A 19,221-nucleotide genomic window follows, 5' to 3' on the forward strand; every position below is an offset into this window, starting at 1 on the left:
TGTCATCGGTGGTGATGACGGCGCGCACTGTCCCCTCCCGCGGGCTACCGCGAGGCTGGAGTCGTGCACGGCGGCGACCGCCGGAAGGTGATCGTTGATCGGGGGGACTGGGACCGTGTCGAAGCTGACCGGGTGGTGGCGAAACCGCAGCAGCGCGGCGAAGATCGAGCTCTACACCCGCTGGTCGCTGCACTTCTTCGTGGCCCTCGAAGCCCTATCGGTGCTCATCGGCCTCGCCCCCGAAGCTCCCGGCGCCGTCACCGGCATCCTGCTGCTGCCCCTGTCCGCCCAGATCGCCTTGAGCGGAGTGCTGGCTTCCAGGGCGCTGGACTGGGTCCTCGGCCGCCGCGAGCGCCCCGTGCGCCTGGCCGTGGCGCTGACCGTGCTGACGGCCGCCCTGGCTGCCGCCGTACTGGTCCTGCGCTCGGTCGGCGTCATCACCCACGGCGGCGTGGCCCCGGCCCTGGTGGTCAACACGGTCGCGTTCGCCTCGGGCTCGCTGACGCTGAGCCTCACGCGGGTCCGGCACATGATCTTCGTGGCCCCGGTCGCGGCGGTCGCCGCGGCCCTCGCTTCGGCGGCGACGGGCATGACCCCCGCGGAGGCCGCCGGCTACGGGGTCGGCCTCCTCTTCACCTGCACCCTGCTGACCCTGGCCTGCGGGTTCTCCTCCTGGCTACTGAAGGCGGTGTACGAGCTCGACCGCGCCCGGGAGCTCCAGGCACAGCTCGCCGTCGCCGAGGAGCGGCTGCGCTTCGGGCGGGACCTGCACGACGTGATGGGCCGGAACCTGGCGGTGATCGCGCTCAAGAGCGAGCTGGCGGTCCAGCTGGCCCGGCGCGAACGCCCGGAGGCCGTGGACCAGATGATCGAGGTCCAGCGGATCGCCCGGGAGTCGCAGCGCGAGGTGCGGGACGTCGTACGCGGCTACCGCGAGGCGGATCTCACCGTGGAGCTGGAGGGCGCCCGCGGGGTGCTGAGCGCGGCCGGGATGGACTGCCGCGTCGAGGTGAGGGCGGACCGTTCGCTGCGCCCGGAGGTCCAGTCGGCGCTGGGCTGGGTGGTCCGGGAGGCGACGACGAACGTGCTGCGGCACGGGGACGCCCGCAGCTGTGTGATCCGACTCACGGCGCCCGACAGGGGCGCGCTGACGCTGGTGGTGGAGAACGACGGCGCCCCCGACGCGCCGGCCGGACCGCCGGGCTCCGGGCTTGCGGGGCTGCGGGAGCGGCTCGCGGTGCTGGACGGCACTTTGGAGGCCGGCCCGGTCGACGGCGGCCGGTTCCGGCTGCTGGCACGGATACCGGACGGACAACTGCAAGGACTGGAGGTGCGGACGTGAGACCCGTACGCGTACTGCTGGCCGACGACGAACACCTGATCCGCGGCGCGCTCGCCGCGCTGCTGGCCCTGGAGGACGACCTGCTGGTCGTCGCGGAGGCGGCCTCGGGGCCGGAGGCCCTCGCGATGGCGCTGGCCCACCGGCCGGACGTGGCCGTGCTGGACCTGCAGATGCCGGGGGCGGACGGTGTGAGCGTCGCCACATCGCTGCGGGCCGAACTCCCCGACTGCAAAACCATGATCGTGACGAGTCACGGCCGTCCCGGGCACCTGAAGCGGGCCCTCGCGGCAGGGGTTCGGGCTTTCGCCCCGAAAACGGTGTCGGCGCAGCGGCTGGCCGAGCTGATCCGGACCGTGCACGCCGGAGGCCGTTACGTGGACCCGGAGTTGGCGGCCGACGCGATCAGCGCGGGGGATTCCCCGCTGACCGCCCGAGAGGCCGAGGTGCTCGAACTCGCGGGGGACGGCGCGCCGGTCGCCGAGATCGCGGAGCGGGCCTCCCTCTCGCAGGGGACCGTGCGGAACTACCTGTCCTCGGCGGCCTCGAAGCTCGGCGCGGAGAACCGCCACACGGCAGTGCGTCTCGCACGCGAGCGAGGTTGGGTATAGTAGGTCTCGCGTTACGGCGCATGCGGACATAGCTCAGTTGGTAGAGCACCACCTTGCCAAGGTGGATGTCGCGCGTTCGAGTCGCGTTGTCCGCTCCATCGAAGAAGCCCCCGGTCCTCGGACCGGGGGCTTCTTCGTGTCTCAGGCCCAGCTGAGGCCGGTGAGCCGCTCGTACGCCTCGATGTACTTGGCGCTGGTCCGCTCGGCGACCTCCTGCGGGAGGGCCGGCGGCGGGAGTTCGCCCTTGCGGTCCCAGCCGGACGCCGGGGAGGTCAGCCAGTCGCGGACGAACTGCTTGTCGAAGGAGGGCTGCGCGCGGCCCGGCTCCCACTGGTCGGCCGGCCAGAAGCGGGAGGAGTCCGGGGTCAGCACCTCGTCGCCGGCGACCAGGGTCCCGTCCTTGTCGAAGCCGAACTCGAACTTGGTGTCGGCCAGGATGATCCCGCGCTCGCGGGCGATGTCCCGGGCCCGGCCGTACACGGCCAGGGTGGTCTGGCGCAGCAGCGCCGCCGTCTCGGCGCCGGTGGTGCGCGCGACCTCCTCGTACGAGACGTTCTCGTCGTGCTCGCCGACCGCGGCCTTGGCAGCCGGGGTGAAGATCGGGGCGGGCAGCTCGGAGCCGTCCACGAGGCCCTCGGGGAGGGCCAGTCCGCAGACCGTGCGGGTCTGGTCGTACTCGACGAGGCCGGAGCCGGTGAGGTAGCCGCGGGCCACGCACTCGACCGGGACCATGTCGAGGCTCTTGCAGATCAGGGTGCGGCCGGCCCAGTCGGCGGGGGCGCCTGCGGGCAGGTCGGTGCCGATCACGTGGTTCGGCACGAGGTCCTTCAGCTGGTCGAACCACCAGAGGGAGAGCTGGGTCAGGACGCGGCCCTTGTCCGGGATCTCGGTGGGAAGCACCCAGTCGTACGCGGAGATGCGGTCACTGGCGACCATGACGAGGTTGCCGTCGCCGTCGCGGTAGAGCTCGCGCACCTTGCCGGTGTGGAGGTGGACGAGGCCGGGCACCTGAACCGGCTCGGGCTTTTCTACGAATCCGGACACGGGGTCTCCCTGTGGTTCTGTACGAGCGCACCCCCATTGTCCCGTACCGGGGTCGGTGCGCGGCCTCCGGGGTGCGCGGCCCGGTCAGTCGCGCTTGCAGATCCGGTCGAGGAGGTTGGCCGTGGCCCGCTGGACCCGTTCGTCGACGTGACCGGGGCGGTCGAGGGCCGGGGACCAGGCGAAAGTGCCCGACGCGAAGACCAGGGCGCCGCTCGGCGCCCGGTACAGGGAGGTCTCCTGGTGGCGCTTGGCGCCCTCGCTGTCGAGGTACGGGGAGTGGGCGAGCAGGATGCGGTCCTGGTGCTCGGGGAGCTGGGTGCGCGGGAAGTACCGGTCGGCCTCGCCGGCGACCAGGCCGGGGAGTTCGTCGTTCTCGACGGCGCCGGTGGAGTCCCAGAGCCAGTGCGAGGCGTTGCGCACGATCAGGGGCGCGGGCTCGGGGACCCGCCCCGCGTATTGGATGCCGAGCAGCTGCTGCTCCGGGCGGTCGACCTCGCGCCAGAGGCTGGGGCGGCCCGGGCCCCGGCGTTTTCGGCAGGTCAGGAGCCGGTCGTCCACCCCCGACGGGGAGGGACCCAGCTCGACCTGCCAGTACATGGTGTTGGCGGAGAGGAAGACGAGCGAGGTGCCGTGGTCGCGGGCGCGCTCGACGGTGCGGCGCATGGGGGCCGACCAGTACTCGTCGTGGCCGGGGAAGACCAGGCCGCGGTAGCGGGCGGGGTCGACGCGGCCGGCGTGCAGATCGCGGGTGTCGGCGTAGGCGAGGTCGTAGCCGTAGCGCTCGGCCCAGCGGATGAAGTCGTAGGCGTGGCCCACGTGCAGGGGCAGGCCCGCACCCGCGTAGGGGCGGTCGAAGGAGACCGTGATGGCCGCGTCCTGCTCGCCGAGCAACCGGCCCTCGTCGTCCCAGGCGTGGTAGAGGCTCGCGCCGGTCCGCCCGTCCTCGGGGTAGAGGTTGTAGGCCTGCCAGGTGATGTCGGGCAGCAGCAGGAGCAGGTCGGCGGGGTGGTCGTCGCGGACGGTGAAGGGGATGTGGGACCGGTACCCGTCGGCCGTGGTGAGCACGGCGACGTACGCGCCGACGCTCCAGTAGGAGGGCACCTGGAGCCGCCAGGAGAGCCACCAGTGGTGGCAGGAGACGGTGCGGTCGGCGGTGAGGGGGGCGGGCTGCACGATGCCCGAGAGCCGGGGGCTGGTGGTGATCTTGGAGGCGCCGTCGCCGCCGTAGTGGCCGATGCGGTAGACGTCGACGGAGAACTGCTGGGGCGGGTCCACGGTGATGTGGAAGTCGATGGCCTCGCCGGGTGCGACGGCTCCCGTGGAGGCGAACCCCTTGATCTGCCGGTGCACGTCGTCGGCGGTGCGCGGGCCGCCACCGCTGCGGGCGCGGGGGTTCTGGCCCGGGGCCAGGGCGGGGTCCACGTACCAGGGCACGACCTGCCCGGTGTCGTCGAAGTACAGCTCGCTGCCCCGGAACCACGGCAGTGGCCCCTGGCCGAAGGGGTCGTTCACCGCGTGCGCGAGCGCCCCTGATTCCCACCGCCGGATCTGGTCCGCACCCATACCGTTCCCCTCCCTCGCTCCCCCGAACGGTCTCTGTCCACCGCCGACGTCGCGCGGTTCCAAGACATCGAACCGCTACGGTCCCAGCACATCACATAACGCACTCATTCCGTCACCGTTCGCCACATCCGGAGGGGGCGAGTACCGGCCGCCCGGGCCGGGGACGGCGCGGGCGCGGGCGCGGGTGGGTCACACGAGGCGGACCGGCTTCTCCGGGCGGACGCCGAGCTCCGCGAGCCAGGCCCGCAGGGGCTCCGGGTCCCCGTCCTCCACCAGGCTCATCACCCGGGGGGCCAGGTCCGCGCGCCGTTCGCCGCCGACCAGGAGGACCGGGCCGTCCAGCCAGTCCAGCCCCGGCGCAGCATCGGCCGAGTCGACGGCCGCGGCGCACACCATCGCCGTCACGTGGTCGGCGAGCAGGTCCCGCCCGCTGCGGGGCGGCTGGAGCGGGAACAGCGGCACGGTGTCCGCCCCGCGCACCACCGCGGCGCCCTCGGAACGCTCCTGCCTGGCCAGGTCACCGCTCAGCCGGCCGGCCAGCGCCTCCGCGGCCGCACCCTCGCCCGCCGCGTCGGTGAGATGGCCCAGCACCCGGTCCAGCGTCGGCCCCGGCCCGGCCGGTACGGCAAGGGCGTCCAGCGCGGCGTGCAGCCGGGCCGCCTCCGCCCGCCATTTGCGGTCCACGACCTCCTCCGGATACGCCGCCCAGTCCACCGGCGACCAGTCCGGTCCGGCCTCGGCCGGACCGCCGTGGAAGAGCCGGGCGGCCAGCAGAGAAGCCGCCTCGTCGATCACGCCGGGCCGCTCCAGCAGATCGCACGCGGGCCGCTCGCCGAGCCGCGAGGTGTACCCCTCGGCCAGCCGGTCCCGCCGGGACAGCTCGGTCAGCGCGGAGACGACCCCGGCGTCGAGGTGCGCCGGCCAGCGGCCCATCCGCCACGCGGGCAGTGCGACGCGGGTCAACAGCCGGTCCCAGCCCGCGTAGGCGAGGCCGACCTGCTCCTGGGCGACGATGCGCAGCCCGTAGTCCACACCCTGTGCACGGTCCGAGGCGGCGGCCGCCACCCCGCGCTCCATCTCGGCGGCGTCCTCCCGGCACAGCTTCAGCAGCAGCCGGGCCGGCCGGCCGATCCAGCCGAGGCCGGGCCTGCTGCCCACGTCCGCCGCGGCGTCGAGCCCGCGCACGAAGCCCCGGGCATCGGCTATGTCCGGATGCGCGGAAGGGCCCGTACCGGCGACGACCGGCGCGAGGACCGCCCGCAGTTCGGCGACCCGCATCCACCACAGGAACGGCGAGCCGATCACCAGCACGGGAGCCGCGCCGGGCTCCGACTCGCGGCCACCGGCTATGCCGCCGCGGCGGTGCGCCGCATGCGTGCGGTCCTCAAGCCAGCTGTCGCAGTCCGGCGTCAGGGCTATCGCGGAGGGCGCGGGCACGTCCATCCGGTCGGCCAGGTCCCGCACCAGCCGGTAGAGGTCGGGAGCGGCGGACTCCGCCAGCGGCACCGTCGGCGTGACGGCCGGGCCCGCCCGCAGCACCACCGCGGCGAACACCCCGCCGACGAACAGCACCAGCACGGCGACGACGCACACGACGAGCGTCACCAGGGGCCAGGGGTCCCCGGCCAGCCGGCCCGTCATCCGGGCGCTCAGCAGCACCACCGCGAGGGCGGCGGGCAGCAGCCCGAAGGCCAGGGCCCGGCTGCGCACGCGCAGCACGGCCAGGGCCCGGGAGCGCGCGGACGGCGCGCCCACTTCCACGATCGAACCGGTTTCGGACACGGCCGGACCTCACCCCCTCTGCCCTGCGGCGGTTTCGCTCACTCCCCCACTGTGACACCCGCCACTGACATCGCAATGCCGGTGGGCCAAGTGCCGGAATGCTTGCGCCGCACCCTAGTTGGGGACCGACCGGCAGTCAGCCGGACCGGGTGACGATCACCCGATGGAATGGCTTTGGGTAAAGGTGGCTGCGTTCGAACGCGGCCGGATGCACTCGCACGCGGACACGCGCGCGGGCCCGGTGCGCACCTTGGTGCGCACCGGGCCCGCGTCGCGCAAGCCCCGCTGCTCAGCGGCCTTCGGCCGCCTTGGCGGCAATGTCCGTACGGTGCTGGGAGCCGTCCAGCCGGATGCGCGCGACGGCCTTATACGCCTTCTCGCGGGCCTGCGCCAGATCGGAACCGGTCGCCGTCACCGACAGCACGCGGCCGCCGGCGCTGACGACCGTGTCGCCGTCGAGCCGGGTCCCGGCGTGCAGGACGTACGCGTCGGGACCGTCCTCGGCGGCCACCTCGGCCAGGCCCTCGATCGGGTCCCCGGTGCGCGGGGTCTCCGGGTAGTTGTGGGAGGCGATGACCACGGTGACGGCCGCGTCCTCGCGCCAGCGCAGCGGCGGCTCGGTGTCCAGGGTGCCGTTGGCGGAGTTCAGCAGCACGCTCGCGAGCGGGGTGCGCAGCCGGGCCAGGACCACCTGGGTCTCGGGGTCGCCGAAGCGGGCGTTGAACTCGATGACGCGGACGCCGCGCGAGGTGATCGCGAGCCCGGCGTACAGCAGCCCGGAGAACGGGGTGCCGCGGCGGCGCAGCTCGTCGACGGTCGGCTGGAGGACGCTCTCCATGACCTCCTCGACCAGCTTCGGGTCGGCCCAGGGCAGCGGTGAGTACGCGCCCATGCCGCCGGTGTTGGGGCCCTCGTCGCCGTCGAGCGCGCGCTTGAAGTCCTGCGCGGGCTGGAGCGGGAGGACGGTGACGCCGTCGGTGATGGCGAAGAGGGAGACCTCGGGGCCGTCGAGGTACTCCTCGATGACGACGCGGTCGCAGGCCAGCGCGTGGGCGCGGGCCGCCGCCAGGTCGTCGGTGACCACGACGCCCTTGCCGGCGGCGAGGCCGTCGTCCTTGACGACGTACGGGGCGCCGAAGGCGTCGAGGGCCTCGTCCACCTCTTCCGGGGTGGTGCAGACGTAGCTGCGGGCGGTCGGGACGCCGGCCGCGGCCATCACGTCCTTGGCGAACGCCTTGGAGCCCTCCAGCTGCGCCGCTTCCGCGGACGGCCCGAAGACGGGGATGCCGGCGGCGCGGACGGCGTCGCAGACGCCGGCGACGAGGGGTGCCTCCGGGCCGACGACGACCAGGTCGGCGCCGAGTTCGGTGGCGAGGCGGGCCACGGCCGCGCCGTCGAGGGCGTCGACCGGGCGCAGCTCCGCCACCTCGGCGATGCCGGCGTTGCCGGGAGCGCAGTACAGCGCGTTGACGTCGGGGTCGAGGGACAGAGAGCGGCACAGGGCGTGTTCGCGGGCGCCGCCGCCGATGACGAGGACCTTCACGCCATGCAGCCTAGCCCGCCGGCGCGGCTGCCCTTCGTGCGGCCACCCAAGTACGGGCTCTTACTCGTTCGTATATTCCTCTACAACGGTGGCTCCGAGCTCGCGCACGATGAGGTCGTGTCCGGTCAGGGCGCTCTCGACGAGGTCGGGATCGTCCTCCTCCGGTACGTCGTCCTCGGGCGCGACCGGCGGGGGCGCCTGCTGTACGGGAGGCTGCGGTGCGGAAGCGCCCTGCTGGGGCGACTGAGGCTGCTGCTGCGGCTGGTACGGCTGCTGCTGAGGACCGGCAGCCGGCTGCGCCGCGGCGGCGGGCGGGGGGCTGTAGGCGGGCGCGGCCGGCGCGGAGTACGAGGACGGTGCGGGCTGGCCGCCTCCGCCTCCCACCACGGCGTCGATCTTCCAGTTGACCTGGAACTGCTCGGCCAGGACGGCCTTGAGCACGTCCTCGCTGCCGCTGCTCGCGAAGTTGTCCCGGGCTCCGGCGTTGGGGAAGCCGAGCTGCAGGGTCGTCCCGTCGAAGCCGGTGACCTGGGCGTTCTGGCTGAGCAGGATCCAGGTGAAGCGGCGGCGGTTCTTGACGGCCTCCAGGACGCCGGGCCACATCGCCTGGACCTGCCCGGCGCCGGCGGCCATGCCGGGCGACGGGGCGGCGGCCGGAGCGGGCGCGGGCGCGCCGGCGGCCGGAGCCGGGGCGGGGGCCGGGGCGGAAGCCGCGGGCCGGCCCGACCCGGGGGCGGTAGCGCTGGGCCAGGCACCGGCGGCGGGGGCCGCGGCTGCCGGGGCGGTCGCCGCCGGAGCGGGGGCCGCGGCGGAAGCACCGGCTCCGGGCCAGGCGCCGGGGCCGGCTCCACTGCCGGGCTGCGCGGCTCCGGGCCAGGCGCCGGGCGCTGCGGCGGAAGCCGGCGCGGGAGCCGATTCGGGAGCAGGGACGGGGGCCGGGGCCTGGACCGGAGTCGGGGCCGGCGCCTGGACCGGCGCCTGGACCGGGGCGGGGGCCGGCGCGGCCGCGGCGGCCGGCTCGGGTGCCCGTACGGCGGCAGCGGCGGCCCGCGCGGCGGCGACGCCCCCACCGGGCCCGGCCGGGGCCATGCCGTGCGCCTCGGGCCCGGGCACGTACCCCATGGCGGGGGCACCGGCCGCGGCCGTGCCCACGCCGAACCCGCCCCGCTCCAGCCGGTCGAGCCTGGCCTGGAAGGAGCGTTCGTCGTCGAAGGCGGCGGGCAGCAGCACCCGGGCGCAGATCAGCTCCAGCTGGAGCCGCGGCGAGGTCGCCCCGCGCATCTCGGTGAGCCCGGTGTTGACCAGGTCGGCGGCGCGGCTGAGCTCGGCGGCCCCGAACACCGAGGCCTGGGCCTGCATCCGCTCGACGACATCGGCGGGGGCGTCGATGAGCCCCTTCTCCCCGGCGTCGGGCACGGCGGCCAGGATCACCAGGTCCCGCAGCCGCTCCAGCAGGTCGGCGACGAACCGGCGCGGGTCGTTGCCGCCCTCGACCACGCGGTCGACGACTTCGAAGGCGGCCGCGCCGTCCCCGGCGGCGAAGGCGTCGACGACGGAGTCGAGGAGCGATCCGTCGGTGTAGCCGAGCAGGGAGGTGGCCATGGCATACGTCACACCCTCATCGGCCGCGCCGGCGAGGAGCTGGTCCATGACGGACATGGAGTCACGCACGGACCCGGCGCCGGCCCGCACGACGAGCGGCAGCACGCCGTCCTCGACCTTGGCGCCCTCGCGCCCGCAGACCTCGCCGAGGTAGTCGCGCAGCGTCCCGGGCGGCACGAGCCGGAAGGGGTAGTGGTGCGTCCTGGACCGGATGGTCCCGATGACCTTCTCGGGCTCGGTCGTCGCGAAGATGAACTTGAGGTGCTCCGGCGGCTCCTCGACCACCTTCAGCAGGGCGTTGAAGCCCGCCGAGGTGACCATGTGGGCCTCGTCGATGATGTAGATCTTGTAGCGGCTGGAGGCGGGCCCGAAGAAGGCCTTCTCCCGCAGGTCACGGGCGTCGTCCACACCACCGTGCGAGGCGGCGTCGATCTCGATGACGTCGATCGAACCCGGGCCGTTGCGCGCCAGGTCCCGGCAGGACTGGCACTCGCCGCAGGGGTCGGGAGTGGGACCCTGCTCACAGTTCAGGCAGCGCGCCAGGATGCGCGCACTGGTGGTCTTGCCGCAGCCCCGGGGACCGCTGAACAGGTACGCGTGATTGACCCGGTTGTTCCGCAGGGCCTGCATCAGGGGGACAGTGACATGCTCCTGCCCGATGACCTCGGCGAACGACTCGGGGCGATAGCGGCGGTACAGCGCAAGGGACGACACGTCTACGAGGTTATCCGGGCCCACCGACAAAGACGTCCTGCCGACCGCCCCGGAACGCAAAGCGCCCCCCACGCACCCGCCAGAGCCCACTTACCCTTGCTGCCTTCCGGCCCTGGGGGAGTTGGGTGAGATAGCGCCACGTGAGGGGCTGGGCCCCACCCTAGCGGATGAGACCCCCCGGAATCGACCCGCCCCCCGACCGGCCCCCGCCGAGATCCCCGCCCGGACTCCCCGCAGACGATCACGTTCGCGAGCACCCCTCAACGTCTTGTATTGTTTGCGGCGGAGGATTCGCCTAGTGGCCTAGGGCGCACGCTTGGAAAGCGTGTTGGGGGCAACCCCTCACGAGTTCGAATCTCGTATCCTCCGCCAGTGCCTCACCGGGCACGTTGTCGAAAGGCCCCCCTGTTCGCAGGGGGGCCTTTCGCGTGTCCTCAGGTCGCGTTGTCCTGGTCTTTGTCCACAGAGCCTTTCTCCGAGGAGCCCCAGATGGCTTCCGCGATCTTCTGAGCCACGTCCTTCAGCATGGCGTCGGGCACGTGCAGGTACCGCGCGCGCATCCGGGAGGACGTTCCCGGCTCCCAGCCCATGATCTGGTCGATCACGCGGTCTGGGACTCCGAGGAGCATGAGGACGGTCGCGGCGGTGTGCCGTGCGTCGTGAAGGCGCGCATCCCTCACCCCCGCGTCCACGAGGAGCTTCTTCCAGTCGTGGTAGTCCGTGTTCGGGCTGAGCGGACCGCCGAGCGGTTTGGTGAACACGTACTCCGACTCGGTCCACTGGTCGCCGGCGGCCTTCCGCTCGCGCGCCTGTACCTCCTTGTGCGCCCGGAGCATCCGAACCAGAGGGCCCGGCAGGGGCACCGCACGCCGCCCCGCGCGCGACTTGGTGTTCTTGGTCTCACGCCGCACCTGGTTGCGCATGGGGCAGTACCCGGCCTTCCGGCCGCACGGATCAGCCTCCTTGCATCCATGCGCGTACTTCGGTCGCAGTCGGTTCCGGCGCAGCTTCAGGTACTCGTGATCCAGGTCAACGTCAGCCCACCGAAGCCCCAGCGTCTCCCCCTGCCTCAGGCCGAGCGCCAGAGCGAGCATCCAGCGGGCGCTGTTGCGGCGCTTGTTCACCTCGATCAGGAGGCTCTGTACCTCCTCGACCGAATAGGGCTCGATCTCCTCCTCGGCCTCCTCCACCCGCGGCGGCTTGGCCAGCGCGGCGGCGTTCTTCGCCGCGTGGCCGCGCCGTACCGCCTCTCCCAGGGCGGTACGCGCGGTCCGATGGGCCTGGTGAGCCGTGGCGGGCTTGCTGCCGTTGGCCTTCATCCTGCGGTAGAGGCTCTCCAGGTGTTCCGGCTCCAAGCGGTCAATCCGGTGCTTGCCGATGCCGGGAACGAGGTGGACACGGACGGCCACCTCGTAACCGTCGTAGGTGTTCTCGCTGACGACTTCCTTGGCGATGTTCTCGACCCAGTGCCACAGCCACTTCTCGACCGTCCACAGCTTCCCAGGCTGCTGAGCGGTCCCCTGGTCGCGCTGTTTCTCCAGCCGCTTGACCTCCTCCATGAGGAGATCTTCTGTAGTCCGGGTGATGTGCCTCCGGTACGGCTCGCCGTTATCCCGGTAGCCCATCGGCACCCTGGCGTGCCAGCGTCCGTCCTTGCCGAAGTAGATGGCTGTTTCGCCGTTTGCCCGGCGGGTTCGCTTCTTCTGTTCCACGGTTTTCCTCTTAGGCGGCCGGCCGATGGGCGCGGCGAAGTTGGGCGGCGAACTCGACCACGGCATCAGCCGGGACCCGGCGGAGCCGCCCGACGGGAACCGTCTCCAGCTGTCCCGTGCGGATGAAGCGGTAGCAAAGAGTCCGACCGATCTGGAGCCGACGGGCGGCCTCCTCGACCCGCAGCAGAACGAGCGTCGGGTCGGTCGTCACTTCGGAAAGGGGCGCGCTCATGTGGCTCCTTGACGAGTGGGGATCGGGGCGGGTCGGCCCCTGAGGGAAGTACGTGCTGTCCGAGCCCCGGATTTCTGCGTCATCGCGTCATCTGCGTCATTTGGGGGTCTGACCTGCGGTTTGGGGGTGACGCAGCGGGGGGCTGTGTGTCATCGGCTGTGTCACCCCGCGTCTTCAGGTGTCGGAGGAGGTGACGCAGGTGACGCAGGGTGACGCAGCCGTTGGCCGTCTGCGTCACCCCTGTATGTGCAGGTCACAGTCGGTTTTGGGGCCTGTGGTGACGCGGGTGACGCAGCATCTCTTCTCTTAGGAAAAAGACGGGGGTGGTTTCTGTTGTGGTGCGCTCCGCTCAAGACGAAGAACGGGCCGCTGCGCGGCACGACCTTTGCAGCGGCGGCAAGCCGCCGGACAGGCAAGAGGAGCACCCCCGGCCACGGCGCGGGCGTGCTCCTCTTGCTCGTACGGGTGCGACCTTCGGGGCGCGGGTCAGAACGCTGCTTCCTGTCGGCCTGGCGGCTCGGGGGCCGGTCGAGTCATCGCGATGTAGCGGGCCGCTTTGGTGCGGCCCCAATCGACGAGGACGCCGCGGGCAGCGAGGGTGGGTTGGAGGCGCTTGAGGCGGTCGGAGAAGACCTTGCCGGTGGTGGGCCACCCTTTGGGCAGGGGCCGGAAGTCCTCGCCTGTGTAGAGCTGGGTGACGGCGTGCAGCCACTCCGCCGACGTCATCCGGACCTCCTCGCCAGGCTCGGCGCCGGCGGCGTGCTTGAGAACGGCCTGCGCCAGGAGGTCACCCTCGATCACGTCGTCGTTCAGCTCGTCCAGGCCCGCCCTGTAGGCGTTCAGGGACCCGAAGCCGCTCGCGGAGTCGAGCTGCGCGCACAGGTGCGCGAAGTCGGCCATGCGCAGGTCGGCGGGGATGTCGGCGTCGGCGGCCCGGACCTTGACGGTGAGGTCCAGGAGGGAGCCGAGGATGACCGGCAGCACCTGCGCGTACTCCGCCCACAGCTCCGCCTCGGTGCGACGCACCCGGGGCCGTTCCAGGCGCAGGGGCAAGAGGCGTTCGGCGAGGTCGGGACGGATGACGCCCACGTCGATGCCGGTCAGCAGCAGGGGCCGGCGGTAGCGGGAGCGGTAGACGTCGCCGTCGCTGAACAGCGCCCGCTTGATGCTCTCGGCCCCGGTCACGATGCAGCACATCAAGTCGGACAGGTCCGGGGGCAGGTGTGAGAGGTTGTCCAGGGCGGTGATCCATCCGGCGGCCACGGCCGTGATCAGGTTCTCTTCGTCCTTCGGGGCCCGGCGAAGGTCACCGGTCATGCCCTCCACGATCCGCATCAGCATGCGAGCCGCGGTGGACTTCCCCGCGCCCTGGGGGCCGGTGAGGAACGGGGCGGGGACGGGCACGGACGGCTCCAGGCAGCCGATCACCCAGGCGATGGCCAGGCACTCGCTCTCAGCGCTCGCGAAGTTGCACAGCCGCAGCAGAGCGTCGATGCCCTTGCCGTCGGTGTCCTTCTCGGGGAGGGGCAGTTCGCCGGTGAGTTGGGTGCGTCGCCAGCAGACCTCTCGCGGGTCGGGGGTGCGGATGTCCCAGCCGGTGGGGTGGATGCGGACGGACTGGCCGTCGTCGCGGCCCAGGTCGAGCCAGGTCGCGCCGTCGAATCCGGGGGCGACCCGGATGTGGGTGGCCTGAACGTCCTGGCTGAGGGCGAGTGCTTCGATCAAGTCCAAGGCCTCCTTGAGCGCGGTGCCGTTGAAGGAGCCGACCCCGTCGTTGTAAAGGCCGACCATGAGTTCCTGGCGATGGCTGCCGGTCGTGCCCTGGGAGCGGATCGGGCGCGCGACGGGGTGGCCGTTCCTCTGCGCGTACACGGTGCCTTCGGTGGTGCGGAAATACCGGAAGTGGTCCTGCGCGTAGTCGGTGATGATCTGCCGGGCCGGGTTCTTTTCGTCGTCGGCCATGGTCACAGCCCCAGCTTCGTGCGAGCGTTGTCCCAGGCGTCCTCGCAGTGGCGCGCGGACTCGCCCTTGGCTTGTGCGGCGGTGAACAGGCGCGCGCTGTGGGCCTCGGTGAGGCAGCCGCACCGGCCGTGGGCGGACAGCACTGCGAGGAACGTGCGGTACACGGTCTTGTGGATGGCCTCGCGGGCCCCGGTGATGCGCTGCTCGGCCATGGCAATCCCCCGTTCCAGGTAGACGGGCGAGCGGTGCGGGCACTGCCCGCCCCCGGCCGGCATCGCCACGATGACGGGGTGGGCCCGCCTTGCGGTGGGTTCCTTCACCACGAGCGCGCGCACGACGTCCGGCAGCACGGCCATGGTTCCGGCGCCGGGGCCGCGCCAGCGGACGTAGGACATCGTGGACTTCACGTCGACCCCGGGGCGGACCCCGTTCATCGACTGCGTGGCGCCCCTATAGATCCAGTGCTCGCCCCGCGTCGTCGGCACGACCTTGGTGGCGGGGAGGTTCTCCCGGGCCCAGGCGACGGCTTCGGCGTCGTCCAGGTCCACCACGGTCAGACCGGCACCGCCCGGGTGGTAGGCGACGGCCCCGGCCTGACGCCAGGCGCGGGCCCAGGCTGGGCCGGTGAGGACGTCCGGGTCGGTGGTGGCGGCGCCCCAGGCGTGGCAGGGAGCCGGGCACTGGCAGGGGCCAGCCGCCTTCATGTGAGGTCGGTCCCCGCACGCCGAGCGGGTGCAGGCCGGGCAGTTCCCGAACGGCTCCTTCCCCTCCCGCAACGGCAGCACGGGCAGGCCGATCTGCGCTAGCCAGAGCGCCGTACGCAGCGGTCCTCGTGCGTTCGTCGGCACGCTCATGCCGCGCTCCTGATGCCGCTGTAGTCGGCGGACAAAGCCAGCAGGCGAGGGGGCCGGACGGTGGCCTCTCGCGGAATGCCGATGGGGTGGGTCATGCTGGTGGTCTCCTGTTTCTGTCGAAGGGACGGAGAGCCGGGGCGGTCGCGGTCTTTGGTGAGAGGCGACCGCCCCGGGCACAGCTACTGCTTGCCGATCCAGATGGCGTACTCCTGGCGGACGTAACCGCGGGGCTCACGGACGCTGTCGGGGTGGTCCGGGGTGTACGGACCGTCCGCGTAGCCGCTGGGGCCGAGCCCGGCGGCGTCGTCCAGCTCCATCAGCCGCCGGGCCGCTTCGAGCGCGAGGATCGCGGCATCTCCAGGGACGCGGTGGCGCTCGTCGTCCAGGGCGATGCGGTCCAGGAGCGCGGCCTTACGGAGCCAGAACTCGCGTACCTGGATGCCGTGCAGACAGTCCCGGGCCCCGCGTGCGGTCCAGCCGATCTCGCTGATGATGCTGGGGGCCTTGGCGTACGCGGTCTCGGGTGCCGGCCAGTGACTGGGGCGCTGCTCAGCGGTGACGTACACGCGGACGCGGTCGCCGTCGCGGGTGGGGTACTGGCGAACCGGGCCGGTCGTGAACGTCTCGGCGAGGGCCTTGGTGATCTCGGGGGCATCAGTGGGGGTGCAGATGACGCGGATCTCGAACATGGCGTCAGTTCTCCTCTTCGGCTTCCGTCTGGTCGGCCATGTCGTCCTGCTGGAGCAGGAGTTCGCCCAGCTGAAGACGGGTGACGCGGCGGGTGTACGGGTGCTCGAGGAGGTCCCAGTCCATCTCCACGCTCACGACCTCGTGGGGGTCGATGTCCATGTGGTTGCTCCTTGGGTCAGTGGTGGAAGTGGTTGCGCTTGATCACGGCCCGGCGGATGTTGACGACCGTTCCGCCCGTGCCGCGGTTGGTGCCGAGGGCTTGGGTGGCGATGAAGCCGCCGAAGATGACGGCGGCCAGGACGATGAGCTGATGGATGAACGCGGCCAGGGCGGCGATGAAGGTGGTCAGGAGCATCAGGCCACCGCAGGCGGCGGCGAAGCCGATGCCGCCTAGGGCGATGTTGACGGCGAGCGGGTTGATGGCCGGTCGCTCTGCGATGGGCTCCGGGGCCTTGGCGGGGGCGATGGCGTAGCCGGTGATGATGCGACCGTCGGGAAGCTGGATCGTCCGGACATCCGGCAGGAAGTGCGGCTGCTGGGCGGGGACGGACGGGTAGGTCGGGGTGAGGGGGACGGGGTGGTAGGTCTCCTCGGTGGTCTCCCCGCGGGCGGGGTCGTGGTGGTTCACGGCGGTGTCTCCCTACTCGGCGATGTCGGTGAGGGCGGTGGCGGCGGACTGCACGAGGTTGGTGATGGGCTCGTAGGCGCCGGTCCCGGCGGTGAAGAAGCCGAAGAGGAACAGGACGATCGCGGCCCCGGCTCCGGCGGCCTTGGTCTTGAGGACGAAGAACGAGGCGATGCCGAAGAGCAGGACGGCGGAGATGGTGAAGCCCATGGGTGCTCCAGTCGGAGAGGTGGTGGGGAGGGTCAGCGGGTGCCGTTGCGGTAGGTGCGGGCCCACAGGTTCCAGAGGTGGCGGCCGATGCGTATGCGGATGCCGTGGCCGTCGCAGCGGCAGCAGTGCTTGCCGCGCTTGGGCTTGCCCTTGCGGTCGTGCTTGAGAGCGAAGCCGAGCCCGTCGCACTTGCGGCATCGCCCGAACGGCGAGGCCGCACACACCCCGGCGTAACCGAGCGTGAGCAACAGGCAGAGGGCGACAGCGAGCATGGAGAGAGTCACAAGGGGCCTCCAGAGCGGGATTTCAGCGTTTTCGCAGGTGAGCCGCTACTTGCTAGCGACCTGATCAGGGACCGTTTGGGTCGCTAGCGGGGTCGCTACCGGTAGCGAGTCGTCCTGCTACCGGTAGCGGCCTTTCCGGGCTAGTTCGCGTCCCGCTTCTTGTTGCGCTCCGTAATCGCCTTGAGGAGGGCGGCGCGGAGGATGCCGCGCTTGTTCACCTGAGCTCCGTCAATGCGGCGGCTGATCTGCTCGGTGCCGATGCCGTACGGCTTGAGCGCGTTGGTGAGCTGTTCGGCCTTGCGCTTGGGCTCCATCTCGGCCCACGGCCCGTAGACCTCGGGCCGGTGCTGGGCGAGGCGGTCCACGATGGTCTCGGACCAGATCTTGGTTTCGCCCTTGCCGACCACGGCGGCCACGTCGTCCAGGATCGAGGCGAGCGCGCCATCGGCCGGCGCCTCTCCGGCGGCGTCGCCGGTGAGCGTGCCCTCCGCATCGCGCAGGGTCTGGGCGCGGGTGAGGATGGTCTCCGCGTCGCGGCCATCGGCGAGGTAGGTGCGGACGATCCCTGCGTCGTCGGACATGCCCTTGAGCAAGCCAACGCCCTTGTGGGACTTGAGCAGTCGGGAGGCGTCCAGGCCCTCACCGTACGATCCGGCGCCGAGGATGGTCTCCGAGACCTGGTAGGCACCGACCCGCAGCGCGAACCGGGCCTGGTGCTGGTCGCGGAGCACGGACGGGCAGGCAGTGTCGTCAGGCTTCTGCGTCGCGGTCATCACCGAGACACCGACCGCAGGCGCGACGCGGGCGAGGAAGACCAGCAAGTCAAGGATGGTCTTCCCGTGGACCGGGTGCATCAAGTACTCCTGCACCTCATCCACCACGAACAGCACGAGCGGCATGTCGTACTTCTTGTCCCGCGAGATGGCTGGGGTGAGCTTGCCCTCCGGGCACACGTGCAGCGGCAGTTCCGAGAGCCGGTGGTAGCGGTCCTCCACATCGGCCTTGAGCTCCTGAAGCGAGTTGACCAGGTGCATGACCGGATCCACCCCGCCCTGCGGCACGGTGCCGAAGCCGACGCGGTGGGCGACCATCGAGAACTTCCGCCAGTCCGGGGACGCCTTGCCGTCGAACACGTACAGGCGCACGTACGGGTCCAGCGCTGCGGCGAGCGCGATGGTGCGGGCGGAGAACGTCTTGCCCTGCCTCGGGACGGCGCCGACCAAGAGCGAGAGCCACAGCATGCTGATCTCGACCACGGTGCCGCGCTCGTCCAGGCCCCAGGGGAACGGCTTCCAGAAGTCCACGCGGTCTGCGCCGAGGAGCGGGGTGCGGCCGGTGGGGACGGCGAGCGGGTCGCGGTTGGCCACCCACATGGAGACGCGCCGTGAGCTGGTCGTATCGCGGTCCAGGAACACCTGTGTCTCGGCCACGTCGATACCCGACGCGAGTGCGTCGCGCTTCTTGACCGCGTCGGAGAACGTCTTGCCGTACGGGAGGTCCACGACGACGCGCCAGCCGTCGCCGTCCTGGCGGATGGGCTGCGGGAACGCGATGCCCTGGTCGGGCTTCGTTAGTCCGGCGGCGAGGAAGGCGCGGGTGACGATGTCGGAGGTGAGCTTGCGGTGGCGGAACTTGACCTTGGCCGCGTCGATCAGCGGCCGGTCCGCCGGCGCGCCTGCCCACCCGAGGGCTCCGGTGAGAGCGATCAGGGCCAACGTGAGCAGCCAGTCCGGGGCCAGCACCCACATGGCCAGGGCCGCGCCGAGGCCGATCACGCTGGCCAGGGTGGCGATGATCCCGCGCAGCTTGACCCGTGCGTCCCGCTGCCGGGAGAGCTTGAGGTACTCGCCCGCGTCCTCCGTGCGGACGGCGGCGAGGCGGACCGGGAGACCCTCGGCGTCGGAGACCCACCGGCCGGACGCTCCGATCCAGCGGAAGGCGCCGCGCGGGGCGTAGGCCAGGAGCTTCGCGGAGTAGACCGGGGTCCGTACCAGGTGGAATGCGGTGGTCTGGCCGTAGTGGCCGGCGGCCCACCTGGCGACGGCCGCGCGCTGCTTGGCGCTGGTCAGCCAGTCCGGGAGCACCGGGCGGCGGGCCTTGTCCTTGGCCTCGATCACCTCGGCGATCGAGGGCGGGAACTCGTGCTTGGGCGGGTCCACCGGATCGCCCTCGGCCGCCTCGCCGTTGTCGTCCGGTTGGTCGTCGGGGAGTTCTGCCTCCCACTCCCCCGGCCGGGCCTCGCCCGGGCCGATCGGGGCGGCCTTGGTCTTCTTGGTCGGGAACGGCAGTACCGATGCCGACCCGGTGGGGTTCTGCGTGCTGTCCGGCTCTTCGTCCGGCTGCTCGATGACGTGGATCTCAGACACGATGGGTCTGCTCCCTGTGTGGAGTTGTGGAATGGGGCCCGGACGGCGCTTTGGACGGCCGACCGTCCGGGCCCCGCACGACGTGATC

17 protein-coding genes, 2 tRNA genes and 1 other RNA gene are annotated in these 19,221 nt (G+C 71.9%); 4 read left to right on the top strand and 16 right to left on the bottom strand.

Going from position 1 to position 19,221, the window contains the following annotated elements; translation table 11 throughout:
- Positions 1–115: 115 nt before the first annotated feature.
- The 3 genes from OG974_RS20765 to OG974_RS20775 all read left to right on the top strand — a co-directional run bounded on the left by OG974_RS20765 (position 116) and on the right by OG974_RS20775 (position 2,048).
- Complete coding sequence (locus OG974_RS20765; RefSeq protein WP_327284180.1) at positions 116–1,342, top strand: histidine kinase; 1,227 nt, start codon at positions 116–118, stop codon at positions 1,340–1,342.
- Positions 1,339–1,950 (top strand): response regulator transcription factor, encoded by a 612-nt coding sequence (locus OG974_RS20770; RefSeq protein WP_327284181.1) that lies wholly within the window; start codon positions 1,339–1,341, stop codon positions 1,948–1,950. The genes OG974_RS20765 and OG974_RS20770 overlap by 4 nt, the downstream gene beginning before the upstream one ends.
- Positions 1,951–1,972: 22 nt before the next feature.
- Positions 1,973–2,048: transfer RNA gene (locus tag OG974_RS20775), tRNA-Gly, on the top strand.
- A 43-nt stretch (positions 2,049–2,091) separates the two neighbouring features.
- Here the strand turns inward: OG974_RS20775 and OG974_RS20780 are convergent.
- The 6 genes from OG974_RS20780 to ffs form a co-directional block, all read right to left on the bottom strand.
- Positions 2,092–2,994 carry a phosphoribosylaminoimidazolesuccinocarboxamide synthase gene (locus OG974_RS20780; RefSeq protein ID WP_327284182.1) on the bottom strand — a complete coding sequence of 301 codons (903 nt, stop codon included), beginning with the start codon at positions 2,992–2,994 and terminating at the stop codon, positions 2,092–2,094.
- 84 nt (positions 2,995–3,078) lie between these two features.
- Positions 3,079–4,557, bottom strand: coding sequence for a N,N-dimethylformamidase beta subunit family domain-containing protein (locus OG974_RS20785; RefSeq protein WP_327284183.1), 1,479 nt, complete (start codon positions 4,555–4,557; stop codon positions 3,079–3,081).
- Between the two features lie 189 nt (positions 4,558–4,746).
- Positions 4,747–6,339, bottom strand: a complete 1,593-nt coding sequence (locus OG974_RS20790) for a hypothetical protein (protein WP_371644017.1) — start codon at positions 6,337–6,339, stop codon at positions 4,747–4,749.
- Between the two features lie 289 nt (positions 6,340–6,628).
- Positions 6,629–7,882 (bottom strand): phosphoribosylamine--glycine ligase, encoded by a 1,254-nt coding sequence (purD, locus tag OG974_RS20795; protein WP_327284185.1) that lies wholly within the window; start codon positions 7,880–7,882, stop codon positions 6,629–6,631.
- A 60-nt stretch (positions 7,883–7,942) separates the two neighbouring features.
- On the bottom strand, positions 7,943–10,198 hold the full coding sequence (locus tag OG974_RS20800; RefSeq protein ID WP_327284186.1) for a DNA polymerase III subunit gamma and tau: 2,256 nt from the start codon (positions 10,196–10,198) through the stop codon (positions 7,943–7,945).
- A gap of 54 nt (positions 10,199–10,252) precedes the next feature.
- An RNA gene (gene ffs, locus OG974_RS20805) (signal recognition particle sRNA small type) lies at positions 10,253–10,351 on the bottom strand.
- Between the two features lie 131 nt (positions 10,352–10,482).
- Here ffs and OG974_RS20810 point away from each other — a divergent pair.
- Positions 10,483–10,570 (top strand) — tRNA-Ser (locus tag OG974_RS20810).
- Positions 10,571–10,632: 62 nt separating this feature from the next.
- Here OG974_RS20810 and OG974_RS20815 read toward each other — a convergent pair.
- The 10 genes from OG974_RS20815 to OG974_RS20860 form a co-directional block, all read right to left on the bottom strand.
- Positions 10,633–11,910, bottom strand: a complete 1,278-nt coding sequence (locus OG974_RS20815) for a tyrosine-type recombinase/integrase (RefSeq protein ID WP_371644019.1) — start codon at positions 11,908–11,910, stop codon at positions 10,633–10,635.
- A 10-nt stretch (positions 11,911–11,920) separates the two neighbouring features.
- Positions 11,921–12,142 (bottom strand): helix-turn-helix domain-containing protein, encoded by a 222-nt coding sequence (locus OG974_RS20820; protein WP_371644021.1) that lies wholly within the window; start codon positions 12,140–12,142, stop codon positions 11,921–11,923.
- A gap of 486 nt (positions 12,143–12,628) precedes the next feature.
- Positions 12,629–14,104: an ATP-binding protein gene (locus OG974_RS20825; protein WP_371644023.1), complete on the bottom strand. Its 1,476-nt coding sequence runs from the start codon at positions 14,102–14,104 to the stop codon at positions 12,629–12,631.
- Between the two features lie 2 nt (positions 14,105–14,106).
- On the bottom strand, positions 14,107–14,958 hold the full coding sequence (locus tag OG974_RS20830) for a bifunctional DNA primase/polymerase (protein ID WP_371644025.1): 852 nt from the start codon (positions 14,956–14,958) through the stop codon (positions 14,107–14,109).
- Between the two features lie 179 nt (positions 14,959–15,137).
- Positions 15,138–15,647, bottom strand: a complete 510-nt coding sequence (locus OG974_RS20835; RefSeq protein ID WP_371644027.1) for a hypothetical protein — start codon at positions 15,645–15,647, stop codon at positions 15,138–15,140.
- Between the two features lie 4 nt (positions 15,648–15,651).
- Positions 15,652–15,807 (bottom strand): hypothetical protein, encoded by a 156-nt coding sequence (locus tag OG974_RS20840; RefSeq protein WP_371644029.1) that lies wholly within the window; start codon positions 15,805–15,807, stop codon positions 15,652–15,654.
- Between the two features lie 16 nt (positions 15,808–15,823).
- Positions 15,824–16,276 (bottom strand): hypothetical protein, encoded by a 453-nt coding sequence (locus OG974_RS20845; protein WP_371644031.1) that lies wholly within the window; start codon positions 16,274–16,276, stop codon positions 15,824–15,826.
- A 12-nt stretch (positions 16,277–16,288) separates the two neighbouring features.
- The gene (locus OG974_RS20850; RefSeq protein WP_030153747.1) at positions 16,289–16,483 is read right to left on the bottom strand and encodes a hypothetical protein; all 195 of its coding nucleotides are present in this window, start codon (positions 16,481–16,483) and stop codon (positions 16,289–16,291) included.
- A gap of 32 nt (positions 16,484–16,515) precedes the next feature.
- On the bottom strand, positions 16,516–16,755 hold the full coding sequence (locus tag OG974_RS20855; RefSeq protein ID WP_371644033.1) for a hypothetical protein: 240 nt from the start codon (positions 16,753–16,755) through the stop codon (positions 16,516–16,518).
- A 152-nt stretch (positions 16,756–16,907) separates the two neighbouring features.
- A complete protein-coding gene (locus OG974_RS20860) occupies positions 16,908–19,133 on the bottom strand; it encodes a cell division protein FtsK (protein WP_371644035.1) in 2,226 nt (741 codons plus the stop codon).
- Positions 19,134–19,221 lie beyond the last annotated feature (88 nt).

Origin of the sequence: Streptomyces sp. NBC_00597 (assembly GCF_041431095.1) — a bacterium.
Taxonomy (GTDB): Bacteria; Actinomycetota; Actinomycetes; order Streptomycetales; family Streptomycetaceae; genus Streptomyces.